The organism is Spirosoma sp. KUDC1026, assembly GCF_013375035.1.
Classification (GTDB): domain Bacteria; phylum Bacteroidota; class Bacteroidia; order Cytophagales; family Spirosomataceae; genus Spirosoma.
This window is the reverse complement of sequence record NZ_CP056032.1, coordinates 5,220,671-5,246,828: the sequence shown is the minus strand read 5'-3', so window position 1 is coordinate 5,246,828 and position 26,158 is coordinate 5,220,671. Positions and strand designations below refer to the sequence as shown.

The 26,158-nt window shown below is 52.2% G+C and carries 30 protein-coding genes; 6 read left to right on the top strand and 24 right to left on the bottom strand.

The genetic code is table 11. The annotated features are described in order from the left end of the window. Positions 1-25: 25 nt before the first annotated feature. The 19 genes from HU175_RS22085 to HU175_RS21995 form a co-directional block, all read right to left on the bottom strand. Positions 26-238: a hypothetical protein gene (locus HU175_RS22085; protein ID WP_176568633.1), complete on the bottom strand. Its 213-nt coding sequence runs from the start codon at positions 236-238 to the stop codon at positions 26-28. Between the two features lie 816 nt (positions 239-1,054). Next, positions 1,055-1,216, bottom strand: coding sequence for a hypothetical protein (locus HU175_RS22080; RefSeq protein WP_176568632.1), 162 nt, complete (start codon positions 1,214-1,216; stop codon positions 1,055-1,057). A gap of 151 nt (positions 1,217-1,367) precedes the next feature. Continuing rightward, positions 1,368-1,856 (bottom strand): hypothetical protein, encoded by a 489-nt coding sequence (locus HU175_RS22075; protein ID WP_176568631.1) that lies wholly within the window; start codon positions 1,854-1,856, stop codon positions 1,368-1,370. Between the two features lie 636 nt (positions 1,857-2,492). Beyond that, a complete protein-coding gene (locus HU175_RS22070) occupies positions 2,493-2,912 on the bottom strand; it encodes a hypothetical protein (protein ID WP_176568630.1) in 420 nt (139 codons plus the stop codon). Beyond that, the gene (locus HU175_RS22065) at positions 2,909-3,721 is read right to left on the bottom strand and encodes a DNA adenine methylase (RefSeq protein ID WP_176568629.1); all 813 of its coding nucleotides are present in this window, start codon (positions 3,719-3,721) and stop codon (positions 2,909-2,911) included. Before HU175_RS22065 ends, HU175_RS22070 begins: the two co-directional genes overlap by 4 nt. Positions 3,722-3,824: 103 nt before the next feature. Next, complete coding sequence (locus HU175_RS22060; RefSeq protein WP_176568628.1) at positions 3,825-4,220, bottom strand: hypothetical protein; 396 nt, start codon at positions 4,218-4,220, stop codon at positions 3,825-3,827. Further along, entirely contained in the window at positions 4,199-4,477 is a 279-nt protein-coding gene (locus tag HU175_RS22055) for a DUF6948 domain-containing protein (protein WP_176568627.1), read from the bottom strand. Before HU175_RS22055 ends, HU175_RS22060 begins: the two co-directional genes overlap by 22 nt. A gap of 48 nt (positions 4,478-4,525) precedes the next feature. Next, complete coding sequence (locus HU175_RS22050; protein WP_176568626.1) at positions 4,526-4,801, bottom strand: hypothetical protein; 276 nt, start codon at positions 4,799-4,801, stop codon at positions 4,526-4,528. Between the two features lie 65 nt (positions 4,802-4,866). Beyond that, a complete protein-coding gene (locus tag HU175_RS22045) occupies positions 4,867-5,505 on the bottom strand; it encodes an ERF family protein (RefSeq protein WP_176568625.1) in 639 nt (212 codons plus the stop codon). Positions 5,506-5,507: 2 nt separating this feature from the next. Further along, the gene (locus HU175_RS22040; RefSeq protein ID WP_176568624.1) at positions 5,508-5,873 is read right to left on the bottom strand and encodes a hypothetical protein; all 366 of its coding nucleotides are present in this window, start codon (positions 5,871-5,873) and stop codon (positions 5,508-5,510) included. Positions 5,874-5,884: 11 nt separating this feature from the next. Further along, complete coding sequence (locus HU175_RS22035; RefSeq protein ID WP_176568623.1) at positions 5,885-6,169, bottom strand: hypothetical protein; 285 nt, start codon at positions 6,167-6,169, stop codon at positions 5,885-5,887. A 369-nt stretch (positions 6,170-6,538) separates the two neighbouring features. After that, on the bottom strand, positions 6,539-6,841 hold the full coding sequence (locus tag HU175_RS22030; protein ID WP_176568622.1) for a hypothetical protein: 303 nt from the start codon (positions 6,839-6,841) through the stop codon (positions 6,539-6,541). A 1-nt stretch (position 6,842) separates the two neighbouring features. Continuing rightward, positions 6,843-7,658 (bottom strand): hypothetical protein, encoded by an 816-nt coding sequence (locus tag HU175_RS22025; RefSeq protein WP_176568621.1) that lies wholly within the window; start codon positions 7,656-7,658, stop codon positions 6,843-6,845. Between the two features lie 110 nt (positions 7,659-7,768). Then, the gene (locus HU175_RS22020) at positions 7,769-8,368 is read right to left on the bottom strand and encodes a hypothetical protein (protein WP_176568620.1); all 600 of its coding nucleotides are present in this window, start codon (positions 8,366-8,368) and stop codon (positions 7,769-7,771) included. Beyond that, positions 8,365-8,619 carry a hypothetical protein gene (locus HU175_RS22015; RefSeq protein ID WP_176568619.1) on the bottom strand — a complete coding sequence of 85 codons (255 nt, stop codon included), beginning with the start codon at positions 8,617-8,619 and terminating at the stop codon, positions 8,365-8,367. The genes HU175_RS22020 and HU175_RS22015 overlap by 4 nt, the downstream gene beginning before the upstream one ends. Further along, on the bottom strand, positions 8,616-9,974 hold the full coding sequence (locus HU175_RS22010) for a replicative DNA helicase (RefSeq protein ID WP_176568618.1): 1,359 nt from the start codon (positions 9,972-9,974) through the stop codon (positions 8,616-8,618). The genes HU175_RS22015 and HU175_RS22010 overlap by 4 nt, the downstream gene beginning before the upstream one ends. Next, complete coding sequence (locus tag HU175_RS22005; protein ID WP_176568617.1) at positions 9,971-10,192, bottom strand: hypothetical protein; 222 nt, start codon at positions 10,190-10,192, stop codon at positions 9,971-9,973. Before HU175_RS22005 ends, HU175_RS22010 begins: the two co-directional genes overlap by 4 nt. A 2-nt stretch (positions 10,193-10,194) precedes the next feature. After that, positions 10,195-11,085, bottom strand: a complete 891-nt coding sequence (locus HU175_RS22000; protein ID WP_176568616.1) for a hypothetical protein — start codon at positions 11,083-11,085, stop codon at positions 10,195-10,197. Between the two features lie 17 nt (positions 11,086-11,102). Continuing rightward, on the bottom strand, positions 11,103-11,348 hold the full coding sequence (locus tag HU175_RS21995; RefSeq protein ID WP_176568615.1) for a hypothetical protein: 246 nt from the start codon (positions 11,346-11,348) through the stop codon (positions 11,103-11,105). Between the two features lie 152 nt (positions 11,349-11,500). Here HU175_RS21995 and HU175_RS21990 point away from each other — a divergent pair, with 152 nt between their 5' ends. The 3 genes from HU175_RS21990 (at position 11,501) to HU175_RS21980 (ending at position 13,083) form a co-directional block, all read left to right on the top strand. Next, positions 11,501-12,166 (top strand): hypothetical protein, encoded by a 666-nt coding sequence (locus tag HU175_RS21990; RefSeq protein ID WP_176568614.1) that lies wholly within the window; start codon positions 11,501-11,503, stop codon positions 12,164-12,166. 298 nt (positions 12,167-12,464) lie between these two features. Continuing rightward, positions 12,465-12,749, top strand: a complete 285-nt coding sequence (locus HU175_RS21985) for a DUF4160 domain-containing protein (RefSeq protein WP_176568613.1) — start codon at positions 12,465-12,467, stop codon at positions 12,747-12,749. Further along, the gene (locus tag HU175_RS21980; protein ID WP_176568612.1) at positions 12,709-13,083 is read left to right on the top strand and encodes a DUF2442 domain-containing protein; all 375 of its coding nucleotides are present in this window, start codon (positions 12,709-12,711) and stop codon (positions 13,081-13,083) included. Before HU175_RS21985 ends, HU175_RS21980 begins: the two co-directional genes overlap by 41 nt. 93 nt (positions 13,084-13,176) lie before the next feature. On the opposite strand, the gene HU175_RS21975 is transcribed toward HU175_RS21980, so the two are convergent. Then, positions 13,177-16,914 (bottom strand): PAS domain S-box protein, encoded by a 3,738-nt coding sequence (locus HU175_RS21975; protein WP_176568611.1) that lies wholly within the window; start codon positions 16,912-16,914, stop codon positions 13,177-13,179. 285 nt (positions 16,915-17,199) lie between these two features. Here HU175_RS21975 and HU175_RS21970 point away from each other — a divergent pair, with 285 nt between their 5' ends. From HU175_RS21970 to HU175_RS21960, 3 genes are read left to right on the top strand one after another with little or no spacing between them, the layout of a single operon-like run. After that, entirely contained in the window at positions 17,200-17,538 is a 339-nt protein-coding gene (locus HU175_RS21970; protein WP_176568610.1) for a PKD domain-containing protein, read from the top strand. A gap of 5 nt (positions 17,539-17,543) precedes the next feature. Further along, the gene (locus HU175_RS21965; protein ID WP_228724244.1) at positions 17,544-18,380 is read left to right on the top strand and encodes a hypothetical protein; all 837 of its coding nucleotides are present in this window, start codon (positions 17,544-17,546) and stop codon (positions 18,378-18,380) included. A 15-nt stretch (positions 18,381-18,395) separates the two neighbouring features. Then, positions 18,396-19,199, top strand: coding sequence for a hypothetical protein (locus HU175_RS21960; RefSeq protein WP_228724243.1), 804 nt, complete (start codon positions 18,396-18,398; stop codon positions 19,197-19,199). A gap of 93 nt (positions 19,200-19,292) precedes the next feature. Here the strand turns inward: HU175_RS21960 and HU175_RS21955 are convergent, their stop codons facing one another. From HU175_RS21955 to HU175_RS21940, 4 genes are all read right to left on the bottom strand, one after another. After that, a complete protein-coding gene (locus tag HU175_RS21955; RefSeq protein ID WP_176568609.1) occupies positions 19,293-20,681 on the bottom strand; it encodes a WG repeat-containing protein in 1,389 nt (462 codons plus the stop codon). Between the two features lie 77 nt (positions 20,682-20,758). Next, positions 20,759-21,331, bottom strand: a complete 573-nt coding sequence (locus HU175_RS21950; RefSeq protein ID WP_176568608.1) for a TIGR02281 family clan AA aspartic protease — start codon at positions 21,329-21,331, stop codon at positions 20,759-20,761. Then, positions 21,324-22,709, bottom strand: a complete 1,386-nt coding sequence (locus HU175_RS21945) for a hypothetical protein (protein ID WP_176568607.1) — start codon at positions 22,707-22,709, stop codon at positions 21,324-21,326. The genes HU175_RS21950 and HU175_RS21945 overlap by 8 nt, the downstream gene beginning before the upstream one ends. A 2-nt stretch (positions 22,710-22,711) precedes the next feature. Continuing rightward, entirely contained in the window at positions 22,712-26,146 is a 3,435-nt protein-coding gene (locus tag HU175_RS21940; protein WP_176568606.1) for a hypothetical protein, read from the bottom strand. Positions 26,147-26,158: the final 12 nt, after the last annotated feature.

The window sequence follows — 26,158 nt, the reverse complement described above, 5'->3', positions numbered from 1 at the left end:
GCCCCGCGCCGGGGGCGGGTTGGGGTTAGTGTAGCTGTGGGAGTTGTTTCCACGCCTTTTCTTTGATGTAGATGAGAGCCGCAACCGACCAACGATCTATAATTAGATTGTTAATTCGTTTGCATTCTTCCGAGCCAAACTCGCCCGTTGCTGCGTCCTGTTTGATCATATCCACGTAGTAAGGCACTACGTCGTCACGTTTCATTTTCTTGATGCTTTCGCTGGTTAGTGCTTCCATCGTCTTGTCTTCCGGCCGTACCGCTGCCGGGCGGGTTTAGAAATTGAAATCTTTGAAAGTGATATCGCCAGCGTAGTTGCGATTCATTTCAAGTACGCAGCACTGGATTCTGGTACCGGGGAAAGTTTTACGCGGCAAGTGGGTGACAGACACTAAGCCGAACGATTTGATATCACGAAGTCGTCGCTCCGAATTGATGATGACAAACCAAGGAAGCAGGGCGATAACTCGATCTGATAATTCCATGCAAGCCTGTAGGTACCGGTACCCCTCTTGCATTGGCGTGAAGGGTGGGTTCATCACTACAGCATCGTATTTGATATCATGCCGCATAGTCCAGAAGTCGTCTTCTGGTGCGTAAACAAGAGCGCCCCTGTTCTGAATTGCGTGTACTAGGTTGCCAATTCCGGGGGTTGGCTCAAGTACAGTAGATATCCAGTTCGGCAGGAGGTCGGCCATGTAATTACAGACCGCCGGGGGCGTTTGAAAATCTGAACTTATAACAAGTGGTTCTGATATCATCATTCTCTTATCGCTGGCTATGCCGCCCCACGATCGGGGCAGGCGGGGTGGTTATTTCTTGGCTGGCATTTCCTCCCAGACTACTACGTTACATTTCATGTCGATGGTAAGACCTAGCTTTCTTTTACAGCCCTTGCACTTCATTGTTATTACACAGTTCTTAGACTTGCTGTACCTTGCGTACCAGTCCTTCTCTTCGTGTTCTTTGCCGCAAATCGGGCAGGTAAAATCGCTTTCGCCATAAGAAACCAGCGCTACGCTGTCGCCTATTCGTATTACTTCTGTTGCCATACTTCACTTGCTGAGGTTTATCCAGATACTTGATTGGCGGGGCGCGATACCCTTCCGTTCGGCTTCGCGCTGGGCATGAATAGCGATGGCTGCAATCATGGCCACGATGGCAGCAGCCCAAACAAAGCTGACCCAGGCGTCGTAATTGGTGCGGGGTTTGTTCATTTCTTTGTCGGTTGAGGTTGGAGAAAGTAAACGGTCAAATAAAGGCAGGTGAGTTTAAGACAGGCCGGCCCGCCAAGCAGGGCGATGATTAGCCCCATCAGCCAGGCGACAAGAACCCAGTCGTAGACGTATCTGACCTTATCCCAGAAGCTCATTTGCGTAGCGTTAGAAGCACCAGAACCACCGCACAACCGACCGCGATGCAGCCAAACAGAATCGGGGCGATATAGAACAGGAACGCCGTTAAGGGGATCGTTCCCCCGATCAGCGCCCAGTCTACCCAGCGCGGGTAGGGTACGCCTTCCTCGCTCTCCTTGCAGTGTTGCGGCACCTCGAACGGCTCAGAATATACGTTGCGGTTTCGGCCGGGTCGTTGGCGCATAACCTCGGCCCCTTCGTTCAGCACCCGATTGAGCCACGAGCGCGGGTCGATCGGCTCAATATCTTCCGCCTTTTCGGGCTTCTGTAAGCTATCGGCGACCTCATCGGCAAACAGGGCGGCATCGAACCGGGCGGGCATAGCGATTAAACGGAGCCATAATAGGCGCTGAATCTCGTAGATGTTCTCTAGCAGTTCCAGTAGCAGGTAGCGAAGGCCGTAGCGGCTCTGGCGTTTGGTGCGGGGTGCTGTTGTGTTCATGGTTTGGAGGGGGTTTGGCTTTGGAAGTAATCCTTTCGTACTGTATCTGCTAATACTTGGTAGCCAATAGGAAGGGAGGGTATTAGCTCATTGCCCTTTGCTAGAGCCTCTTCTGAGGTATCGAACTTCTAATCGTACCTGAGTGGAATTGAAATATGTAGCCCGTCCGACGCGGGGGTGGTCTCTTTTTGCTTCTAATCGTACCTGAGTGGAATTGAAATGTTGATAGTCGCTGGCACGATCAGGATTTAGTGAGACTTCTAATCGTACCTGAGTGGAATTGAAATGGGATACGAGACAGCTCCTTACAGCTATCGCCCTCTTCTAATCGTACCTGAGTGGAATTGAAATTCCTCTTATCTCTCCCGCGTTGACCCGGCGGGGGCGGGGTTAGAATGGTTCGTCTGCATTGCGTTCAGGTAGCTTCCCGTCCAGAAACAGCAGGAGCATTTCAGCCATCCCATTTGCGTGAAATGCGATTGTGTGTCTGTCGTTTGCGTAGTGAACTTTTGTATGCCCGTGCGCGCCAGACCTGCCAGTTGGCGTAGTTAATTTTATAATAGCCTGAGCCTGATTCCTCATGCGCTCTGCTGGCGTGATGATATTTTTCGATGCCTCCATTTTTATTCTCGTTCTTTAGATAAACTTCTTCCCCTCCCCATCCCACCCCGCCCCGATGCGTTTGGCCTTATTCCAGAGCCGGGCGCGGTGGGTCTCGCTCATGCAGGCGATCCAGTACCTGTTCGTAATCAGGTGATTCAAATCGCTGGCGTAGCGGGCGTCGTGTAGGTGCCGCTCCAGTTCATAATCCCCCATCGGAGCTTCGTAGCGGCCTGACTTCTTGCCCAGCTTACCATTTGGGTTCCAGGTCAGCCGCAAACTGATCGCGAACGCCTTCAGCGCTTTGTAATCCCGCTGCTCAAAGGGCGTCTGTTGTTCCCAGGCTCTGCGTGCCACCGTCAGGGCGTTGGCTTTCCACTCAATATCGACGCTGCTGTTCTTGGCGCAGAACAGGGCAAAGTCGGGGGCGGTCGGGGGTGGGGCGGTCGGGGTCATGCGAAAAGGGATTGCTGGCGTTTGGTGACGGGTAAGAAGTTGCTGGTAATCACTTCAGTTTTGACCTTCCCGGCCTTTTTGCCGGTGACGCCAATTGCCTGTTGAATCTGGTGTTGGTGCCAAACCTGACCGGCTAGCAACTCAGCTAATTCCGGCTCGGGGTAGCTACTCAAAACGAACTTTCCTTTGATTGTTGTCAGCGTATGTAGCAATTCCTCCCAGTTGGCGCGGGTGTAGCCTTTGTAGTGACCGCAATCGCTTGATACGTAGGGCGGGTCTAAGTAGAACAGCGTGTCTTTAGCGTCTTTCAGGGCGATCACCGACAGGGCGTCACGGGAGAAGATTTCGACGGAGGCAAGGCGTTCCGAAAGTAAAGTGGTGAACTTCTGCTTACTATTATGCGTGGTCTGGGCTTCATCGTGGTCTTGAGCAAAGCGAAAACCAGCAAATAATTTATGGCCAAAACTCATGTTCGTCTGCACCCAAAACGCCCAGGCAAACGCCACCTCATCGGCTTTGGCTTCTTTCAGAATCTTACCAGCGAGTCGGTACACCGACTCGCTGTGCAGAGTTGATTGCACCCGATCGTTCAGTTCATCAAACCGCGCCTGACACACCCGGTAGAAGTTAATCACCCGGTCGTCAAGGTCGTTGATGGACTCCAGCGCCGACGGCCTCTTTGCCCAGAACACCGCCCCGCCACCCACGAACGCTTCCACGTACCGGGCATGGGGCACCTGAAGAATGGGCAGAATGGTGCTGACCAAATTTTGCTTGCCCCCGTAGTAGCTAATGGGCGTTTTTGCCATATTCCTTGTTGTTTACCTCCCCCGCCGTCCTGGCCAGGGGCTACTTCTTGGTGCGAAAGAGAGGAGGGCGACCAGGAGCCGCCCTGTCTCGAACCACACCTAATTATATTTCGCCGTCGCCGTTGCCGTAGCCGTTGCCGTAGCCGTTGCCGTAGCCGTTGCCGTTGCCGTTGCCGTAGCCGTTGCCGTCGCCGTCGCCGTTGCCGTAGCCGTTGCCGTTGCCGTTGCCGTAGCCGTTGCCGTAGCCGTAGCCGTTGCCGTAGCCGTTGCCGTCGCCGTTGCCGTCGCCGTAGCCGTAGCCGTAGCCGTTGCCGTTGCCGGTCCGCTTCGCGGCTGCTAGGATGTAGTTTTCGTTGCCCCTGAATTTGGGTAGCAGCTCTTCCACTGTACCCGCCCACACGCCGGCCCGTTTACAGGCACTCACTACCCCGTCATGGCAGGCTCCCGCATCAATCACATCCCCATAGGTCAGGAAGTCTATTTGCAGTGGCTGTTCCATTTTTCGGCAGCGGCTTCTGTGATGGCAAACACGCCCGTTACTTTGTGCAGCACCAGAATATCGGCGGGGCTGGAAATTTTACTGGAACTGGTAGGGCCAGTCTGGCACAGCTCATGCAAACCTTTTGTTGTTCCCCAGTAGATGGCCATGCGGCAGTTTTTCAGATCCGTCAGCGTTGTAGCGGTCAGGTCAGCAGTTTCGGCTACTTCGGCGTACCATACGCCACGGTGTTCGGTAGTAATCAGAACTTGTTTCATGGGAATTGATTGGAGATATAGAATTGAAAATGAATTGGTTGCTCTATTTTATCCCTGCCACGCGCAGGGGTTGCTTCTAACTTCTCGCAGCAAATGCAAATGCTTTTCAGCGTCCTCCTGATGGAGTGTGTCGTAGTGCTTGGTCCACCCGTCGTGCGGGGAGGTGTAGCAGCCTCGCTCGATTTTTATCTTCCCGCCCCCTACCGTCAGCCGGTGTACGACGCCCGTGCTGGGCAGCTTGCCTACCCACACGCCGGGTTTCAGCAGTTCCTCTTTGCTATTGAGGTTGGGTCCGGTGTCGGTGGTGGGGAGTAGGCCGGGCATGGACTGTAGTGAAAGAGTGGGGGCAGCAGGGCCACCTCCGTCTGTTGGTTAGATTCAACCTATCCTTATGTAAAATTTTTAGCGTCTTTATCGTAGTTGCAGCCCAATGCTTTGGCACGTTTGGTCAACATTGCCCAAACCTTTTTAAAGTCGTCGTCGCCAAACTTGCTAGCCGCTACATCTTTTTTCAACCGGTTCAAATCAGCGGCACCCCTGCAGGCGTCGGCGGCCATTTGCCATTCATCAAAATTCACGTTCGATGAAGAGGCTGACTGTTGACGTTGTTGGGGCTGAGGCTTCGCGTTCCGGTCGCCAATAGCCGCTTCAGCGTCGTCGTCATCGGTCACCACGCAGAGAATAGCAGCCAGCGAGTAGCGACGGGCGTAGGTTATAGCAGATCCCATTGCCTGGGGATCGTTTTGCTGTTTGGCGACTACCGGACAAGCTGACCGTTCGATCTCCGTGCCGTCCTTGTAGCGGACAATCGTTTCAACAATCGGAAATCCGTTGTCGCTGATCTGAATGGGCTGAGTGACGTAGAAGCCGTTATTGTGGAGGGCGTCCTTAACGGCGTCGTAGACAGATGCGAAATCAGCAAATTTCGATTTAAAATGGGGGTTGACGCTATCCTTGATAGCCGTCTTAAATTCTGATTGAGCCTTTAGAAAGGCTTCAAATGCTGCGGTTGTCGTTGCCTGTTCCATGATTAGAATCCTTTAGCCGATACCTCATCCCAGAAGTCCACCTCGTTACGCAGGTCGGTCAGTCGCATCATCAACTTGATCGCTCCATCAGTCACGCCCGAAAAAATCACCGGCACGTTGCAGGCGTAGTTCACGTCAGTAGGCAGTTCAAAGTGGATGAATACCTCGTCAGAGGGCGCGAGTCGGCCCGCCTTGATGTTCGACACTTCGCAGCTAAACAGGGTAGTGAGCGAGTGCTCATACACCCAGGCGTTGTTGAACTCGTCGGCATCGCTGGCAATCTGGTCGACCGGATCAATCACGATCGTGCCGTACTCGCCCTTTGTCACGATGCAACAGGGCTCGATGTCTTTTGGGTAGTTGCTCATTGTGGTAATGCTTAAATGAGTGAAAGCGCCCGAAGTCCATGCTCAGTAATGAAGCAGGTTGGCTCGCCTTCGTAGGGTTCGCCGGCACCCGCCAATCCTTTTTTGATGCAGCTACCCAGTGCGCCACGAAGCGATTTACTTTCGTTCGTCGCAGAGAACGAGTAGATTTCATGGGTCGTCATGTAGGCGTAGTCTGTAGGATCGCAATCCTGATATTCAGAGCCGACGATATTTCGCAGAACCTTTTCTTCCAGTTCTGTCAGATCGATGTGGGATGTTGAAGTAGTCGCGTTCATTTGTCGTAAGGTGTTGGCGTTTGTCAGATCGACCCAGGACGGCGGTGGTTTGTGGGGCCACTATGTATTCCTCTATGCCCTGTTGCTGATTTGCTTATGACAAAGGTACACAACATTAGACAATATCCAACAACATTATAAAAAATAATTACGCAACAAGGCACGATAAAATTAACGTGTTGTGTAACAGGGCATTACCCCTTGCCTTTCCCCTCTCTCCTTCGTATTATTCGCTCGATTACATGCACAGAGATGTGTTACGGAAATTGCCGACCCGCTGCTGGCGATTGCTGGTGGCGGGTTTTGATCGGGCCAATAAAAAAAGCCCACCCCGGCGTGGGGTGGGCTTATAAATAAAGTGAAGGCTATTTAGACTTCTGCCTGGTCGTATATTGTCCAACCATCGCCATCAGGCATAGCAATATCTCTCATATTCCTAAAAGCGGCTGGTATTGATTGCCAAAATAAAAAGACTCCGCCCTTCCAATCGTGAACAGCGGTGAGTTCGGCAATCGTTGCTTCATCCAATGAGTCCAGCCATTCACAAGTTCGATCTGGCTGTGATCGGTCGGCGCATAAAAGAATCACGTTTCTATGTACGGCAATTTCGTCATAGTCGCGACTAACTTTATCTAAAGTATCTTGAATTGTTCTGAGGCTAGCGGTTTTCATTTTAATCAATATTAAAGTATTCGTGAAGGAATAAAATTTTATAAGCAATTGGCTTCTCGCTTAAATATGTTACTTCGACATCAACTACAAATGCTTTCGTTAAAGGATTTTCACTCATGGAAAGCATTGAACTTTTTAATGCTTCAGATGCGAATACAACCTTTACCGCGCGATCGGAAATGTTTGATATTATACCTTTATCGCCACTTTGACTTTTGGCGTCATTTTTTGCCACGTGCCACGTGAAAACTTGACGATCAAAGTAATTTTGCTGGGGTTGTTTTGTTGCTTCGATTTCTCGTTGAATACTATTTTGTGCCGCATTGGCCTCTAAACTATTTAGGTTTAGAATAACCGTCATAGGAGCATTAATATTGATTACTCCAACATTTATCTGCGATCCAGTATCTTTAACAATAGGCTCTAAAAACTTTTGAGCGTTCTTTAAATCAACAATGTCAGTCGACGCTAACGCTCGGCTTACATCTTCTTCATTTATTCCAGGCTTGCCAATGTAGAGGTAGTAGAGCGCTTTAAGGTTAGTTGCGAAATCGACCATTGAGTTTGTGTACTCAATGAACGGCAGAGCTAGTGGTAGATAATCTGCTATTTCAGTTACAATGCTACCTGGCCGTATTTCTTTAATAAATAGCCTGGACTCAACACCCGCATCAAGCAAAGGGTTTTTATCAATAAAGCGAGTGTAAAGGCTACTGAGCGCAAGCATGGATTGTGAGTAATCCACTAGCTCAACCGGTTGAGTGTTTTTAATCTCAACAATAAGGCGGGTGTCGGACATGGTTGTGGGGTTAGCCATGCAATAACTTAGTTGAGGTTGAGAAGTCCAAACAGATAACGGTAAGATAAGTTTAAAACATTCGCCGGGATCATCGCGCCCCGGCGAATTGCCTTTTAAAACAACATTTACTATGAACTGGGGGTGATTGTGCGCACGATAGGGCGCGGCACTTCGATTTCTTTCAGCTTCTGGATCAGTGTTATCTCAGTCAATCCGTGACGCACTGCCTGAATCTGGGCTTCAAGTTCAGCCTCTTCCAGGGTATCATAGAAAACGGCCTGAGTGGCAATGATATAGCCATAGACGGCTTCTTTTCTAATTTGACAAGGCAAGGAAATTGGCCGGGCGTCTGCAATCTGCGGAGTAATAAAGGTCAACTCTCCTTGTTTTGGCTCCGCGCTCGGTGGCACTTCAGGCAAACAGTTCTGACGCTCTTTTTTGCGCTTATAGTTTTCGCTGTCGTAGCTTTTGTTTGCCAGCTCGAGCTGCTCACCAGTTACTTTATAAAGCGCAAAGGTGGCCTCGTAAATGCCGCGTCTATGTTGCTTGATAAGGCCCATGATAACTAACAGCATAAGGGTTCGGTTAACCAGCCATGGTTCCAGGTCGTGTTTTTCGATTAGCTCCTGACGGTTCAATAGCACCTCTTCGCCAAGCAAAAGCACTGTTTTGAGCCCCGCTGCGATTCGGTTAAATTCGGCAATTCGTTGTGTTGCGGTAGATTTCATTTTGCCTTTTTTGTTGATTGTAGAAACTCATTGTACGCTGCCTGTAGCCCCTCGTACCCTTCGTAGCAGATCACATCCGGCAACTCGTCGACAAAGGCGTCCTTCTGCTCCTGAGAACCGCCCTTCACCGCCTGGGTAGCATCTTCACCGTCCATGCACGATTTGGCGCTGGTATAGATCTTCTTTCGCGCCCTTTCGTGAATGGGTGGCAGCTTGCCGTAATACGGCCGGGTATCGTCAGTAGTATTCATTGTCCAAAATGTGAGTAAGGCTTAATCCGGTTGGTGGCCAAATCGTAATGCAGCGAGATTGCTTCCTCTTCGTTGTGGGTTGAGCCGTTGCGATTCTTTGCCACGATGTTGTACAACAGATTCTGGTCGACGCTACCGCCGTCACCGTCCTTTGCCGCGTAATAGCCGGGGCGGTAGAGAAAAACAACCGTGTCGGCGTCCTGCTCAATCGAGCCTGACTCTTTCAGGTCAGAGAGTTGGGGTCGTTTATTGGGCCGTTTTTCGACCTCACGCGAGAGTTGGGCCAAAGAGACAATGGGTATATCGTTCAGGTTCGCCAGATCCTTAATACCCTCGCTGACGTTGGTAATTCGGGTGCGTAAATCTTTGTCTTCAGTCCGGATCAGTTGCAGATAATCAATAAAAACCACGATGCCGGGATACTGTCGGGCCAGCTCGTTGGTTTTAGCCTTGATGTGATCGAACGAGCGGATAGACTTGCTGTCATAGACGAACAGAGGAGCGTCACCCATTCGGCCCGCTGAGTCGTAGAGCTTGTTGATGTTGACCGGGCCGTCGTCGCGGGTCAGGCCCGACAAGATTTCGCCGTTTTTGTACTGCGTATCCAGCGACAAAAACCGCCTGGCCATTTGCAGCCGCTTCATTTCGAGCGAGAAAATAACGACCGGGTGCTGCTGCACAACGGCAATATTATACGCCATCTGCACCTCTTCCGCAGTTTTGCCCATCGCGGGCCTTGCGGCAAGGATCGTGGACGTAGAGCCGTGCAACCCCTTTGTATACTCATCAACTTCCCGAATCAGCGTCTTTACGCCCGTGATCGGGTCCAGATTCTCAGCCGCCTTTGCTGCCAGATCAACGGCTTCATTCAATACAGCAGCAAAGGGTGTATCCGATAGGCTCACAAACCGGGAACGTACCTGCTGCGATTTCTTTTCGATGCTATCAATCAACTCCAGAGGGTCGGTCGTTGGGTGCTGTAGATCGGCCAGTGCCTTGCTGTAGAGTTTCATGGCTACCCGGCGGGCCGATTCCCCCACCAGCCAGTAGCAGGCGCGAGCCAGATTGCCGGTAAACGTTTCGGCTTCGGGAAACAGGCTGGTTAAAAACTCAATCCAGCCCGCCGGATCGCCTTTTAAAAAGCCGTGTTTGGCCTGTAGTTCGTTGTTGACCGAAACGACGTCCGTGTCCTGATCCAGCCGGTTTAGCTCCAGCATAGCCGCGTAGGTTTTCTGGTTTTCGGGCGTCGCAAATACGTCGGGTTTTTGGATAATAGCCGCTACTTCACGGATTGCCCCAACGGTGGTCAGGCAGACGGCCAGGATTCGCTGTTCGGTTTCAAGGGTAGGAATCATTTGTAGTACTTCATTAAGCGGTCAATAGTCTTGATTTGCAGATCAGGCTTGCCGTGCAGCGGCTTTACGGCGGTCAGTGTTGCTTTATCGGACTCGCTGAGTTCGGCGGCTTCCGGCTCCTGACAGGGGAGTTTCGGGGTTGCCGGGAGGCTGCTGCCTGCCCGGAATCTTGGTAAGCCGGGGCCTAGTGGCTGGGTGCGGGTTGGTTTAGAAATCATAGCTAATCGGGAGTAGCTGATTTGAATTTTGCGGTAGTGGCAGGAGCCATTGAAGAAGTTGGTCCGAATCCATTTTTGCCGGGGGCTACTGGCTTAAAATCTGCGTGGTATCGAGAGTTAGCGCCTAATCCAACCTGTACCGTAAGCCAGTTTTTGAAGTGCGATTGCAACGAATCAATTCGGATGATCTGTTTTGCCTGGGCGAAGCCTATTTGCTCGTCAAAAAAAGCATCTAACAGTGCGTAATAATAATCCGGCTTTATGCGTAAAGGCATACACAGATTGTCTCTGAATTGAGTGGCCTTTTTTACGGCAATCCTAACCTCGTTTATTTTGTTTTTTAGCCGCTCAAACTCTTCATCAACAACATCAGTTTTTTCGGCTTCTGGTTGTTGTTGGTCTTTTAAAGAGTTTTCTAAAGGGTTTATTAATGGTAACGGTTCGCCCTCTTGGGCAAATGAGATTTGACTATCTGGGCAAATCTCATTTGACTCTTTAGGCAAATCATTTGCCCGTTTGGGAAAGCCATTTGCCCGTTTGGTCAAATGGGAAATTTTGGGCATAAATTCTATCTCCAGCAACTCACAAGCCTTCTCGGTAAGCGCGTACCATTTCGTGCGATCCTGTTGAAATTTATTGTAGTTGCCCGTCTTTAGATACCCGTCTTTCTCCAGGCCGTCAAGTGCCGTTCGAATCTCTTTTTCGCTCAGATATTCCCAGACTTTAGCAAAGCCGGATATTGAATTGTAAAGCCACACGTGGCCATCGTGGACATGTTGTTCGTCCACAGAGTTCTTGCCATGCCAGTAGCCAAAATTGGTCAGGATAACCGCCTTTCGTTCGCCTACCGCTTTGGCAACCCTCACGGTAAAGGAGTGAGATAAGCTGCTCATTGGCGCGAGTTGATAAGCTACAGGCTGGGTACGTAATCGGGGCAGATTTGCGAGATAGGAAGACCGAAGTATTCTTCATTCAGGGCTACTAATTCCCGCTCAACGTGAATATCCGGGTATCCTTTGTCTACAACTTGATAAACAACGTTGTTCGTGTAGTCTAGGCCCATTATAGACTTTAACCCTTTGGCTATCAGCCGTTCAGCCACCTTTTTGGCGTAGCCAAACTGCTTGGGCAGTTTGGCCGTTAAATAGCCGAACATAATTTTTCTTTCCGCATTATTTGCAGGTTTCGCAGGGATGTCTACATTTGTCATATCTTGTTAAAATTGGTTAGACATTGTTGTCTAATTTTGCTGTTAGCAAATTTAAGCAACATTAGACAATATCCAACAACATTATAAACAAATTGTATATGCGAACGTCAGGAGACAATGAAGAAATGCAGCAAATGGCCAATGCCCGGCTATGGGCCTGCATCGAGGAGGTGGGCGGAATAACGACGATAATGGATGCGACAGGCTTAAGTCGTCAAACATTATATGGCATTAAAGACAATCGATCAATGCCTTCTGGCTTGACAATAGGTACTATACAGCGGGCCGTGCCTGAGCTTGACGTTAACCTTTTATATGCAGAGGGTAAAGAGCTATCTTGGAGAAAATCACAACCGGCGGGGCTTGTTCGCTACACAAACAGCGATCCCGACCCAACAACGCCAGCCCCAGCCGCCCCCGGCGTCAACTGGCACAAGATGTACGAAACTGAGCGGGCCGAAAATATCCGGCTCAGTAAGGCCAACGAGCGGCTAACGGAGAAGAACGAGCGGCTTTATTTAACCCTGTTGGAAAAAAACGGCATTATGACCGACCAGGAAGGGTCAAAGATTGAGTCAAGTAGTCAGACCACCGCATGGGCTGAGGTTCGTCAAATGGAAGAGGAAGCGCGGGAACGGATGCAGGTAGATGGGTACGTTCGTTATCAAAAAAACGAAGCTACTGTTAAACCCATGCATTCAGCTAAAGTGATGGCGTTGCCTGTCACTCGCGTGGATCAACAGGACGACGCTAACGCAGCCTAAGCGGGCTACTTGTCAGAACGGGCTCAGGGCCGGTTCAGTGGATTATTGGCAAATTCCGGTAGCGTTCCGGTAGCATTTGTCAAATAACAAAAGTGTGTATTGATTCCCAGGAAGTTAGGGACGGGTTCGATTCCCGTATCGGTCACTAACATTCCACTGAAGGAAGCACCAAGCCCGCCCACAAGCGGGCTTTCGTGTTTTTTAACCTTGTTGATGTAACGCCGGAGCTCTTGACTCACTGAGTCGAGAGCTCCGGCGTGCTTATTTTGACAAATACAGACTTTTTGTACATTTACAGATGCCCAAGTTTCTGGAAATGTATGGTTGGCGTTTCTTCGCCGTTATGTTCGATTTGTTAAACGAACCCTTTCATATCCACGTTACAGATAAAGGCAAGAAAGAATGTAAGTACTGGGTTATTCCAGATGGCCACATGCAACTGGCTTACAATCGTGGGTTTTCGACTGCTGATCGAAACAAGATAGAACGCGCTATAAAAGAAAACTTGCCAACTATTCTCAACCAGTACAAAACCTATTGTGATGAAAACAATATCAAGCCTACCTACAAAACACTTAGGTAACACTGGAAAAGTAATAGGAGATACGAAAGTATCTAATCCGAAGCCTTCGACTTCCCAAACTCCTGGATCGGCTACTATTAAACACCCCTTAGAAATACTTCCAGAATTTCTCCCAGATTTAGTTGCTGTAAGCGTAAAGGATACTGACGTGTTGTGTTCGTTTGAAGACGGCCGTACCTTATCGTTTCCCTTACAGTGGTCCGACAAGCTCAGTAAGGCGACAACCGCTCAGCGCCAAGCTTTTGAGTTCAATGCCCATTTCATCTTCTGGGACGACCTGGATGAAATTATAGGCGTTCGAAATATTCTCCTGGGCAACAAGCTCCACTGGTAATACGCCGATACGTTGGTAACACGGGTTCGATTCCCGTATCGGTCATCATCTGAAAGTGATGGTAAGTAAAAAGGGGCCGTTCAGCCCCTATTTTTATTTCTGCCATGTTTCCTTAAACTCCGTAAAGGCTTTCTCCAGAGCCTGTAGAGCTTCATTCAGCCCACTGGTGTCGTTGACTTTCAATTTGCCTTCTGCCGTACGGGAAATGTCGGCGACGCGGGCAATACCGATAGTTCCGGCGCTGCCTTTTAACGTATGCAGATGACTTTTTACGGTTGGAATATCGCCCAGCGCATAGGCATCAACGGCTCCCGTAACCAGTTCGGTGGCTTCCGTAACGAATTCTTCCATGATGCTGTCGACCAGTTCCTGACCACCAATGTCGCGTAACTGCCCGACGATCTCTTCATCAATGACGGGCAAGGCTGGCTCAGCTGTGGCCACAGCCGGTTTAGTGGCAGGAACGGGCTGGGCGCTACGCTTCGTCCGACTAGCATCCGAAATCTCCTTGACCTTGGCGATCAGGCTTTGCGCCCGGATAGGCTTGGCAATGTAATCGTCCAGCCCCTGGCTGATAAATCGCTCCCGATCCTCGCGCATGGAATAGGCCGTCATCGCCACAATAGTGGGTAACTGTTTGCCGAACCGGTCTCGCAAACGGCGTGTGGTTTCAACGCCATCCATGTCGGGCATTTGAATGTCCATGAAAATGACGTCGAATGGGGGGATGGGAGCTTGGGCAGCGGGTTGCGGGTTAATTTCTTTCTGATCATCGTTTACCCTGGTCCCCAGGCCCTCTGCCCGATGCGCGACTTCCTGGATTGCCGCGGCACCGCTATCAGCCGTGGTAACTACACAGCCGGCTTTGCGCAGAATTTCGCTGGCAACCTTACGGTTGACGGCATTGTCATCAACCAGCAGTACGTTGGGGTGATAATCGCTGAAGAAGTTGGCCAGTGAGATTTCGGCCACTTCGGTAGGCTGTTGCGATGGACTAATGGCCGTTTCTTTTAACTCAATCGTGAACCAGAACGTACTACCCTGGCCAACCTGCGAATTAACGCCGACTTCACCCTTCATGAGGTGTGCCAGTTCCTTGGAAATCGACAGGCCAAGTCCCGTACCGCCAAATGATTTCCGCGATGACGTATCGACCTGGCTGAATGAGTTGAACAGGAGGTTGATGTTCTCGGGCGAAATCCCGATACCGGAGTCGGTTACGTCGACGCGAATACGGTTAAACTTGCCTCGTTTGCTGAGTAACGTAGCTTCTACCCGGACGACGCCGTTCTCCGTAAATTTGATGGCGTTGGAGGTCAGGTTGGATAAAATCTGCAATAGCCGCGTCTGATCGGCAATAACGAAGGTTGGCAGATCGGGTCCGAGCTGGTACGTCAGCGTATTGTTTTTGGAGTGCGCCTGCTGGCCGAAGAGCGCAATCAGCTTGTCAAAAATCTCCCGGAAAGCCACCGGCGATTCGTGCAATACCATTTTCCCCGCTTCGATCTTCGACAGGTCAAGAATATCATTCAGAATATTCAGCAGCGTTTCCGACGAGCGTTTGATCGTTTTCACGTAGCTCCGCTGTTCTTCGTCCAGCGACGTATCATTAAGCAGGTCAATCATACCGATCACCCCGTTCATGGGCGTCCGGATCTCGTGGCTCATATTAGCCAGGAAACGCTCTTTGACCTTCAGCGACCGCTCAGCTTCGTCTTTAGCCTTGACCAGCTCAGCCGCCTGACGTTTCAACTCGGTAATGTCGCGGGCCAGCACAGCCACGACCGAGTAATCGCCCTGGTCATCCTGGAGCATCAGCATGTTGAACATGAACTGACGTACCGTGCCGTCTTTCCGGCGCATACTCACCTCGAAATTCCGCAGGCTGTGGTTGCTGCGCAGTTTGATAAGCGCCCGGAACAAAACCTGTTTGTCCACAAAATACTGGAGTGCATCCTGTCCCAGCACCTCATCGGGGGCGTAACCCATGCGCTTGAACACCGACGGGCTGATCATCGTGATGCGCCCCTGCCGGTCAACGCGTACGTAAATATCCTGCAGGTTTTCAAAGATACCCCGGAACTTCTCTTCGCTTCGGCGGGTGGCGATTTCGGCCCGTTTCCGGTTGGTAATATCCCGGGCAATGCACGAAACCTCTTCGATAACACCCCCCGCGAGCGTTATTGGGTTGAGGTGACATTCTAGGAAGGTTTCGCCTTTGGACGTAACAAAATGCATTTCGAAACTCTGGGCAATGCCCCGGAAAGCGCGCCGGTACCGCTCTTCCAGCAGACGCTGGTTATCGACGCCAATCATCCGCCAGCTTAGCTTCGAGGCACTCGTCTGCAGGGTAGGCGCTTCTCCCAGCTGAGCCTCGATCATCTGGACGTAATTGCGGTTGAAGGAGGTTAACTGCAGTCCTTTGTTAACTGACCAGATCAGGTACGTACTGCTGTCGAAAATGGCGTTGAGCCGGGCATTCTGCTTGTCCAGAATGGTTTCGTACTGTTTCCGGGCAATGGCGAGGGCGACTTGACCCGAAATGAACTCGAGCAATTCCAGGTCGCGGGGACCGTATGTCTGGGCGTTGTCGTACGATTTTACGCCGATTATCCCCGTAATCTCATCACCAATCCGGAGCGGAGCCGTCAGCATCACGGCGGGCTGAAGCTGGTTATACAGATCGATATGGTGCGCGTCGGCAAGTTGTCGAATGTCCTGTTCGTACAGAAACAGCGGCTTGTTCGCCCGAATTGTGTACTCGGTCAGGCCATTTCCCAGCTTGCGCTTGGTGAACCGCATATGGCCGTTAAAATACTCGTCGACGTAGTATGGAAACGACAGGTACGATTTGCCGGAATCGTAGAGGGCAATAAAAAAGTTGCGGGCGTCAATGATGTGCCCCAGCTCCTCGTGAATTTTCTGATACAGCTCGTCCAGCGTTGGCGCGTTGATCGTCCAGTTAGCAATGCTGTAGTAGAGTTTCTGCGATTTTTCGGCCCGGATTTTTTCGGTCGTATCGTGCATGATACACCGAAACGCCGTTGGGCGACCGTTGTCAAACCGGCAGTTGATACTACCGGAAAGGTATAAGGTGCGGCCGTTCTTGGCCTGAAAAACAGTTTCGACGTACGGTAATTTTTCGCCCAGCTCAATCCGTTTCAACATCGCCCAGGTACTATTAACGGCATCGGGGTGCAGTATGTCGTTCAGATTAAGGGCCGATATTTCGTCGGAACCATAACCCAGAGCTTCCCGCCAGGCCCGGTTAACGAATATAAATTTACCGTCGAGAGTCAGGAGCTGGATAATATCCGACGTATTGTCGACTAGGTCCTGCAACTGCGCGTTGGTATTCGACAGGGCCGAAGCTACCCGCCGTTTATTCGTTACGTCTTCCGCAATGATGGTGAACGAGGCCGCGTCTGTCGCCGGCGCTCGGTTGGCAATGAACGAATTAAGCCGAACGTTACGTAATGCCCCGCTTCGGGTAAGCAGGTTAACATCCTTCGATTCGGGCAATACCCCCCGGCTTAAAGCGTCTTCCAGTTCGAGTTCCAGGCGTGCCCGATCGGCGGCCGGAACGAATATGTCAAAGAAATTTTTGTCGAGAATGTCCTCTGCCTGCCAGGCCGTTACGCGGTAGGTATAGGGGTTGATGTAACTCAGTGTTCCGTCTTGTTCGACCGTAAACACGATCAGATTCAGCTGATCGTAGGTTTGCCGAACGTCGGTTGGGATGCCCGACTGAATGAGGGTCTGACCATCCGTTCCGGAAGAAAATGTAGCCGCGTTGGTTGACGCGTCGTTACGCAGAGAAGACCGTTGCATAATAAGCCTGAACTAGATTCGCCAATCTGGGGAAGTGGCAGGTAAACAATGGAATAAGTGTCAGCAGTGGCGCGATTTGTGATGGAGAAATAACACCAGGCAGCACCATCTGATACATATTGGGGTTGACCTGAAGGCGAATAGGTAAATTTACAAAAAAGATGGGTTTTCGTCAATTATACTATCGCCGGATGCCGTAAGCCGATGCATCATTTTCCGTTATCGGATGGTATGCTTGCGTAAGTATCACGAACTTTACCGGACCATAGGTGTATAGTCGATCGTATGTTACAACGTGTAATCTGGTTCTTTCTTTTCGTTCTGCTGGCGGGTTGTGAACCATTTGATCTGGAACGGAAAAATTTTCCTGTCTGCTCTACACCAAGAGCGGCCATCGGTGTTGTCAAGGATCGGCTGGACGTTACGTTCTTTCTTCAGGACCCGGAAGGGACTATTGATATTGCCACCTGGGACCCCGGCGATGGTAAAAACGTGATCCGAACGGGCAGCCGCGTTACGTACAATTACGAAAAAGCGGGTAGCTACACCGTAAAACTGGTGCTGGTCAATACCTGCGATGATAGCTACACTATAAGTCAGGAAATAACGGTTACGCCCAGATAGTACCGATGAACGAACGTATTATGCGCCACGGTTTCTTCCTTTTCTTGTTCTTCGTACTAACGCGGTCCGGACTGGCTCAGCAGCGAATTGACAACGTGCGCATTCGGGTAACCGATTCGCTGGAACTTGAAGTTCGCTACGATCTGCTCGAAGCCCGACCGGGTGATTCGATCTACCTGCAGGTGCGCAGTCGGCTGCGGGGAGAACTGTTTATCCTGCCCCGTTTTCTGCGGGGTGACGTTGGCAAGCGCGTACTGGCTGGATCGGACCGGCGTATTGTCTGGAACGTATTGGGTAACAGTTACAGCCTGAACGAAGATATTCAGGCAACCGTACTGATCAAATCACCCCCACCACCTCCCAATCTGCCAAAGGGGAAATCCCGCCAGGAGGCTGATCAACCAGGTGTAGCTGTGGGGAATCGCCAGCGCTATGCTGGGCCAGCCTGGGCGTTGCTATCGGTAGTGGCGCCGGGAGTCGGTAATATGTTTGTACAGACCCCCCGACCTAGAATAGGCCTTCGACCTCTCATTACGCTGGGCTGTTACGGGTTGATTGGCTATGGGCTGATGGAACGGCAGAAGTCGCTGGATGTGTACGATAATTATCTGGATCAGAAGAATATAAGAGCGGGCGAACCGTATTATCAGGAGGCCAATCGGCACCACCAGCGATATTATTTAGCGACGCGTGGCGCTGTATTAGTCACCGCTATTGATGTAGTGCTTACTTTTGTGAGAGGTTTACGAAACAGTCGGCAGCCAAATCAGGTCTCCGGACTTGTGTTGCGACCAGGTCTGCAGGCAGGCCAGCCAACGGCTGTGATGACGTATTCGTTCTGAGGAAGTCGTAACTACATGATACCGTATTTTTCGCGCTGTTCAGTAGCGCTGTTCATTGGGGTTATCCTGGCTGGCTTTTCGGCTGTTGGTCAGGCTCCGGACTCTGGCCCGCAGCCAACCATTCAATCGGCCAGCAGCAATTGGCAGCGCGTGTCGATTGCTGCTCCCGAGCGTCCGCGTGCCGACCCGGCTATCCTGACCTCTACCGTTTACCGACCTACCCGTACATCCGCAACCAACCCTGATGGGTATCGCCCGGCCTTTACCGGCGATTTTGCCACGAACCGGAACGGGTGGAAGGCAGGCACTGAACACGATTATCAGTACACCATTGGTAACGGTACGTATGACATTAAGAAGCTGAACGTGTATACCCAGCAGGCGGCATTCAGTTTTGTTGAGCTGCCTGCCAATATTGACCTGAATCAATCGAGCCAGTTCACCATCAAAGTCGATGTCGTGGCCGATTCGGGACGGGTGCCAACTGGAGGAATTGTGTTCGGCGTGAAAGACTCGCTGAACTATAACGCTTTTACTACAAATCAGGCGGGAGAGGTTGTTATTGTCCGGGTCGTTAACGGACAACCGCTTAGTGATTATATGTCGGCTATTCCCGTTAAAGCGGGTGTACCGCTCGACAAAAACCGGAACCGCCTGAGTATTCGGCGGAACCGGGGTGCGCTGCGCTTTTACGTAAACGAACAAGAAATACGTAGCAGTCCGTACGAATTCAGATTATTATCCGGAAACGGCATTGGTGTGACGTCCAGCGGTTACTGGACATCGTTTCAGAAGTTAAGCGTAACCACGGGACTATAAGACAAGTTTATTTTTTGACAGGATTACAGGATTACACATCCGGTTAATCCTACCAAAAAAGCATTCAGTTGAACTAAGCTTGTCATCAATCAATCAGGGATTACGCACCTGCTCGCCCGAGCGGTTGATGGTGATGAGCTTTCCATCCTGAAAGACCTGGGCCATATTGCCGCGAAAGGGCGTAACTGCTTCGTATTCGGGTTCGATTACCCACTCGTCGTCCGCATCGACGTAGCCCCAGCGACCATTGACCCGAGCCCGGCGCCAGCCCTGTTCATCTGCTCCCAGTTCTACTTTATCGTAAGGCTTGTTGCCAAACGTTTCTTCATATTTACCCTGCCGGGCGTCGGCTAGTGATGGTACCGGCTTGCTGGCTGTCCGAGCAGGCGTTGCCGACTCGGTGGGTTCGCTTGAACCGGGTTCGTCGACGACCGGTGCTGGTGACGAGCTGGTTTCTGTGGAGCTGTCGTCGTCACCGGATGTTTCCGGTGGTGTCGAACGGGCGGCCGTACTCGCAGGAGGCAATTTGTTCCAGCGGCTACGGGCTTCAGATCGTTCAGGTTGTGCCGTACGCGACTTCCGTTCCGGTTCGGTCGGTTGGGAGCTGTTCGTGTTCTTAATGAACCAGTAGATCAGCGCCAGCAACACTACGGCAAACAATACGCCGTAAATACCACTACGATCTCGTTTGATAACTTCTACCCGAACGGTACTGAGGGGGGTGTTGTTGGCGTCAAACAAGGTATAGTCGGTTGTTTTTGACGGTTTCACCCAGCCTCGGTTCTGGGGCGACAGCCCTTCGCCTAAATCATCAATCGTAACGGCCAGCAGGTTGGCTACGTCCCAGGAAAGCGTGACTGTTTGCCCGCTGTACACACGAGCGGGCGACGCCGTGAACGAGCGAACAACGGGTGGATTCTCGGGCGGTCGCGTGATCTCAGATCTATAGACCGGCGCGGGCTGAGTGATGGATACGACCGTCTCGGGCGCTGGTTTTGAGGCCGGCGGTTCGGGTTGCCGGATGGGTTCCGGCTCGGGAACGGGCGTGGGTTCGGGATCAGGAATAACGGGTTCCGGTTCCGGCGTGACCGGCTCGGCCGGAGCCGGTTTTTCTTCGCTAACAGATTTTGCCGGAGCCGATACCAGAGTCTGCTGCTGAAGCACGGTCGGTACCCACCGATTCCGAACGAAATCGGGGGAGAGATTCAGCGACGTAGCCGCGTTGAGGATCTGATGAAGATCCTGCTCGATCAGGTGGCTGCGTGAGGGTTGGGCCAGCCGGGCAATGCGCGCCCGGATATTGTCATAGAGTAGACTGTTGTTGGCAACCTCCTGGCTAATCTCCGCGGCTCGTTTCAGCGCTGATGCCAGAGGAATGCCTGCGGCCTGTGCATCCTGAAGGTAACTGGTACGCTGCCAGGCATCGGGACCATCCAGTACGATGGTTTCTCGGAGTCGGTCAGTGAGTTCAGTTTCCGTCATGGGTTGCGTTCATTGGTAAGAGGTTGCGTTATCGGGGAATCTGCAAAACAAACACCCTATCCGATAAACACCAAAGTTCAGTCGAACGTCACCACGTTTCGGCGGTAATCCACTGAAATTTTACCGAATTGCGACAGGGCCGACTGACCCAGCAGGAGCGGAGCCTGCGCGCTGCCGACGATGTTGGCGTTTACATTCTCCAGTACCCGGTCGCCAATCCGCACCGATTTCAGGCGAACAATGGCCCCCGGTGAGATGTCGCCTTTTGCATCCTGAAACCGCGACTGACCAATAATGTCCGACTCGCTGATGGCCCCCTGACGGTACAGTTTTTCCGCTTCGGTTGATGACATGGAAATCAGGCTGGCCCCCGTGTCGAGAATAAACTTCATCGGTACGCCATTCACCGTAACGGGCACTTTGTATACACCGTTTTCTTTCTCCATCGCTACCTCGGTCGGTCCGTCGCCGATCTGCGTCAGCGTGGGGCTGGTCGATGCGGGTGGGGTGGTTGCCGATTCACGAACTGGCTGTTCCGTGCGCGTCCGCTTGCCCCGGCGGGGCTGGTGACTGCCCGATCGCGAGCAGCCCGAACAGCCGGCGAGATAAAGCATAACGAACAAGGAAAGCAACGCCAGCAGCTTATTCATAGCGAATCAGGGCTTTGGTTTTCACGCGCCATACGCCATTTTCCAGGACTGCTTCTCCGTCCCGGCGCATGATGATTCGGGTGTGCGACGACGAATAACTGTTTTCGCTGTCGCAGGCGGGTTCGATCATGTAATTCCGGTACGTCAGAAACCGGGCGACCCGACCCGGTTCGGCTTCAAACCGGAAGGCTGCTACGGCTGGTTTATCCGCACTAACGCTGAACCGGTAAGCTGACTCAGGCGATAACGTAGCGGATTTCTGATTACTATCGAACTGCCCGTTTGGGTCCGGCGGTGGACAGTAAAATACTTCGTTCTTCGCAATCACTGGCGTAGAAGCAACTGGCGTCATGGGGGCCATTGGCTCCATTGGGGGCATAGCCTGCAGCTGGGAAGGCGGGGGTGCAACTGGCTCGGGAATGGGCTCAACGAGTGACTCGTTTGAACGGGGTAGCTTAGGAGCTGGGGATACTGGGGCTGGTGTAGCCTGCATTTTTAGTTGCCGGATAGCAGCAACCGGGTCCGAATTTGTACCTAGTTCGGTCAGCATGGCATTGTACGTAGCCAGGTTCTGCTTAATCTGAGGGCTGAGTTCTGAACCCGAATGGCGAACCGTGTTGCCCCCTCCTTTACGGAGCTTATCGTTCTCCCGGCTGAGCTGATCCGTCTGGTGTTTCAGATCCTCAATTTCGGCTTTTGATCGGCGACCCAGCAGCAGAAAGGTAGCAGCGGCTCCTGCCAGAAGCCCAATAATGGCGCTTATAATACTCATCCAGCGTTGTTTTTCCTGTTCGTCTTTCACCGCCCGTTCCAACTGGCTGATGCGCAGATCCGCGGGGGCAATTACGTTTTCTTCCTCTGTCTGGGCAGCCACTGTGCCCTGGGCGTCTGGAGTCACCTGAGCTGGAGCTTCGGCCGTAGCTGCTGCCGGAGGGAGCAGGGCGTCGACTTTAGCCAGAATCGCTGACTGAACCGCTGGACTCAACGGAGCGCCGTAATTCCGGTCGTTTTTGTAACGGGAATAGAACCGGGCAAATTCTTGCCGGATAGCCTTGTTGGCATCGGCAGGTGACATTGTCAGAAAAGGAGCCGTACTTTTCAGGACGCTTAACTCTTCCATCTTTACCCCAACGGCGTCCCAGCCGCCTACGCTACGGATAATCTGCTGCGCATCACAGTTGTCGCCACAGTCCTGAAGCTGGTTGAAAATAACCTGTGCCTTCGGCTGACTGATTCGGGAGAAGACGGCCTTGGCAACGTCTTTCGTCAGCGTATCGACCGCCTGTACATTTGGATTGGGTGTCTGCGCCGTTACGAGCGACGCAGACAAGAGCAATCCAAGAGCTACCGGAATAATCGCATGAGGTTGTGTCCGCATAATTACGCCAGCGCGTTGGCCAGTTTATTAATCGCTCCGATGAGCGGATAGAAAAACAGCGTTTCTTCAATCGGCGCAGCCAGGGCGTCGGCCATGCCGGTGTATTCGGCAGCAACGTCGCTTTCTTTGCGCTGAATACCGTCCATCAGCGACGTGTCCAGATGTGTCCGTAATTCCTGCTGCGCAATAGCCAGCGACCGGGCCGATACGTTCAGGTTCCGGATAAAGCTGAACTGCTGATTCAGCGAGAAGAAGAAATCGATGAACCCATTTGTCTCTTTGAGCAGCGAATCAACGACTTCCGGTTTGCGCAGATCGGCGTAGGTCAGCGCCGGAAACTCATCCTCGAACGTAGCGGGGTAGATGTAGCTGATCGCTTCCGTGTCGACCGGGCGACTGTTGCCGGGCTGCATCAGGGCTCCCTTGCAGGTTACTTCTTTCGGCCCTTTCCGTTCGTAGAACAGGGTCAAACCACTCAGATCGTATGGTTGGTCGTATACTTTCTCGAAGACAGCGCGCGCCAGTTTCCCCAGCATCTGATCGTCGGAGCTGATGATCGTCAGCAGCTTCGATCCGGTTCCGCTGAATGTAATGGCACCCGGCAGACCGATGTTTTTGTGCTTCATCAGGCGCGCTACGTGGTATAGCAGCGCGGTGTAGAATAGTACAAAAACGATCTTCATGTCTTCGTCCTTCGCCAGCATGCCGTTGAACGACAGCATACTTTTCGCCTTGACGTCGTTGCTCTTCTCGATCGAGAACCAGAACGCCATGATGTCTTCCGAGCGGTTGGTTTCCAGTATGCGTCGGTTGTTGTCGCTGAGGTTGCCCAGGCTCTGGCTATCCAGCAACGTCTGAATTCGGTCGGCGTATTTTCTGACGAACCCGTTGTGACTGGCAGCCCCGTACTCGCTGAACGCATCGCCGTAAATGGCGTTACCGGCGAACCGGAACGAGGTCAGCAGGCGGGGTTCGTTTCGTTCGTAGACCACTACGTCCGACGTGCCTCCGCCAATATCGACGTTGATCACCGGCCGGGCCGATGCGCTGAGCGTGGGGTTCTGCTTGTAATAATAGAACGGCGCGACGGACTCCGAGACTTCACGTAGTCGACCGGCCCCCCCGCCGATATAGCGTTCGTACAGACTCTGCCAGTCGCTACGTAGCTGACTGACGCGGCCGGGCGTCATGCTGGCCGGGAAGAACCAGTAGACGGTCGTCTGAGTCAGGTTGCCGCCTTCGGTCAGTACTTTGTTTTTGATCAGCATCAACAGCTCTTCCAGGAAGGCTTCGACCCGTCGTTCGGTCTGGTTATTATCTTTTGCCCACTTCAGATTGGTCGTGATCCGGTTTGAACCGGCGGGTTGCCGCTCCACGTAAAACGGAATATTGAAATCAGCCAGGGCCTGGGTCTGCTGGTTAAAACTCAGGTTCAGTGGCTCGGCAATGGCTGTCCGAGTTGGGAAACTATCGGGCTTGCCGGGACCAATGGTTGGCGGTACAAACTCCAGATCGTAAAGCAGGAACAGCTCGAACAGGGCTGGGTTGTATTGTGCCGGGGCCACCAGTGTAGCGACCTGGGGCGTTACGTCGGCTACGTCAAAAGGACGCGGTGTGCCGCCGTCTACGCTGTACTCGATATGCGTGTTGGTGGTTCCAAAATCGACCGAAAACGAAAACTGCTTGCTGCCACCGTTGTATTCGTTCCAGCGGGGAATGATGATGCCATTCAACTCCTTACCGTCGGCGCGGATGTTCGTCTGGATGTAATCGAACTCCTGACGTAGTACGTCGTACACGCTCGAACCGTCCGTATTCTGCTGGCGAACCGTCCGCTGGTGCGTCGACTCCGGCTTGACAGCTACGTTGTCATGCTCCTGAAAATAGGTCAGTTGATACTGGTTCTGGCTGTCGAAACCGGATTCGATCAACTGCACCCGATAATCGGCGGGTACCGTTACCGAACCCGACCGGACAAACGGGAAGATGTTGATTGTGAACGAGTTTTCCAGAATGATTCCTTCGTTCGTAAGTTCATTTGGCGAGGTTGCGCTGCCAACGACAGGCGCATACACTCGCTCGAACGTAACAAACTGATTGCCCGGCTGACCGGGGGCCGTTACGGGAATGTCGAGCGTTACGTTGATGCCGTTTCCCTGCGGGATCATCCGTAGACGGACTTTACCCGTTAGTAGATCGTCGACGTCGAAAAAGTCGAAGAAATCTTTCTTCAGCGGCAGCAAAAAGCCTTTGTCTGTAGCAGGCGTTTGCAGGTTGCCATCGTAGAAACGGCCCCGATCCGTGGGGAACGGTAGTCGAATCAGGTAAGGCTCCAGAAAATCACTGACCGTCAACCAGGGGTAGTTGCCCGGTTGCCCCGGCAGCGACCGCAGGTTCTCCTTCCAGGACTCGCGTACGTAGTACGGCACCGACGTATTCGGATTCCACTGCGTCTGCGGTACATACGTAAACTGCCGGAAAAAACGGTTCTGCAACGCCATCGGGCGCGGCTGATTCGGGTGCAACCGCGCGTACTTATCCGATTTGATAATGAAATCGCTGACCTGATCGATGGCTCGTACGTCGGATTTCTTCTTGCGCAGGGGGAAACCCAGCACTTCAACGATGTCGCCGGGGCCAGTTGTTAGTTCATCGAAGTCAGCGTCGAATTTCTCGCGGGTCAGCAGGGGCTGTCCGTTCGGTAATTCGATGTGCTCGTAGAAAAGGGTAGGGTTGTGCTGTTGTAACAGCGCCCGGCTGCGGTTCAGGTAGTCGTCTACTTCCCGGAAACGCTCCCGGAAGTTCGGCATGAACTGCTTGATCGCGTACCAGAACTTCTGGTACTCAATATCCCGCTGGTACAGGGGCGTTGTTGCCTGATCGAACAAACGGTCGTTACCCATCGATACATCGACCCAGCTCAGGTCATTCCCCGAACTGAAAAACAGGGTTTTGGGCGACGTACCGCCCACCACGCGACCCCGGTAGCTCAGCACGAACAGCCGGTTAATGTCGTTGAAGTTATACTCCGGTGCGTCCTGGTCCAGAAACAATTTTAGGGCATCGCCCAGCCGTCGGTGGCCGGTATTCGATGAATTACGCAGCTGGTCAAGGTTGGTCCGTACGTCGAACGGGGTAATCGTTACGTACGTTTTTAGCTTGTCGTAATTGAAGAAAAGCTCGCCCACGTCCAGACAGTCGGATACCACCCGCTGATCGTTGATGGTACCGCTCAGGTCCGGGCGTAAAGACAAATTCAGAAAGGCCGACCGAACCAGGTCCATGCGCGCAAAGGGGCTGGGAATGGACGTTGGCTGTTTGATGGTCTGGCCGCCCTGCGGGTCGCGGATGGCCGCAATCTGGTCGGTACCCATTGGGCGACTGACGTACCAGTGTAGGCCCGGCGTTGGGTTATGTAAGCTAAGTGTCGTAGGCATAAAGTTGAGCGA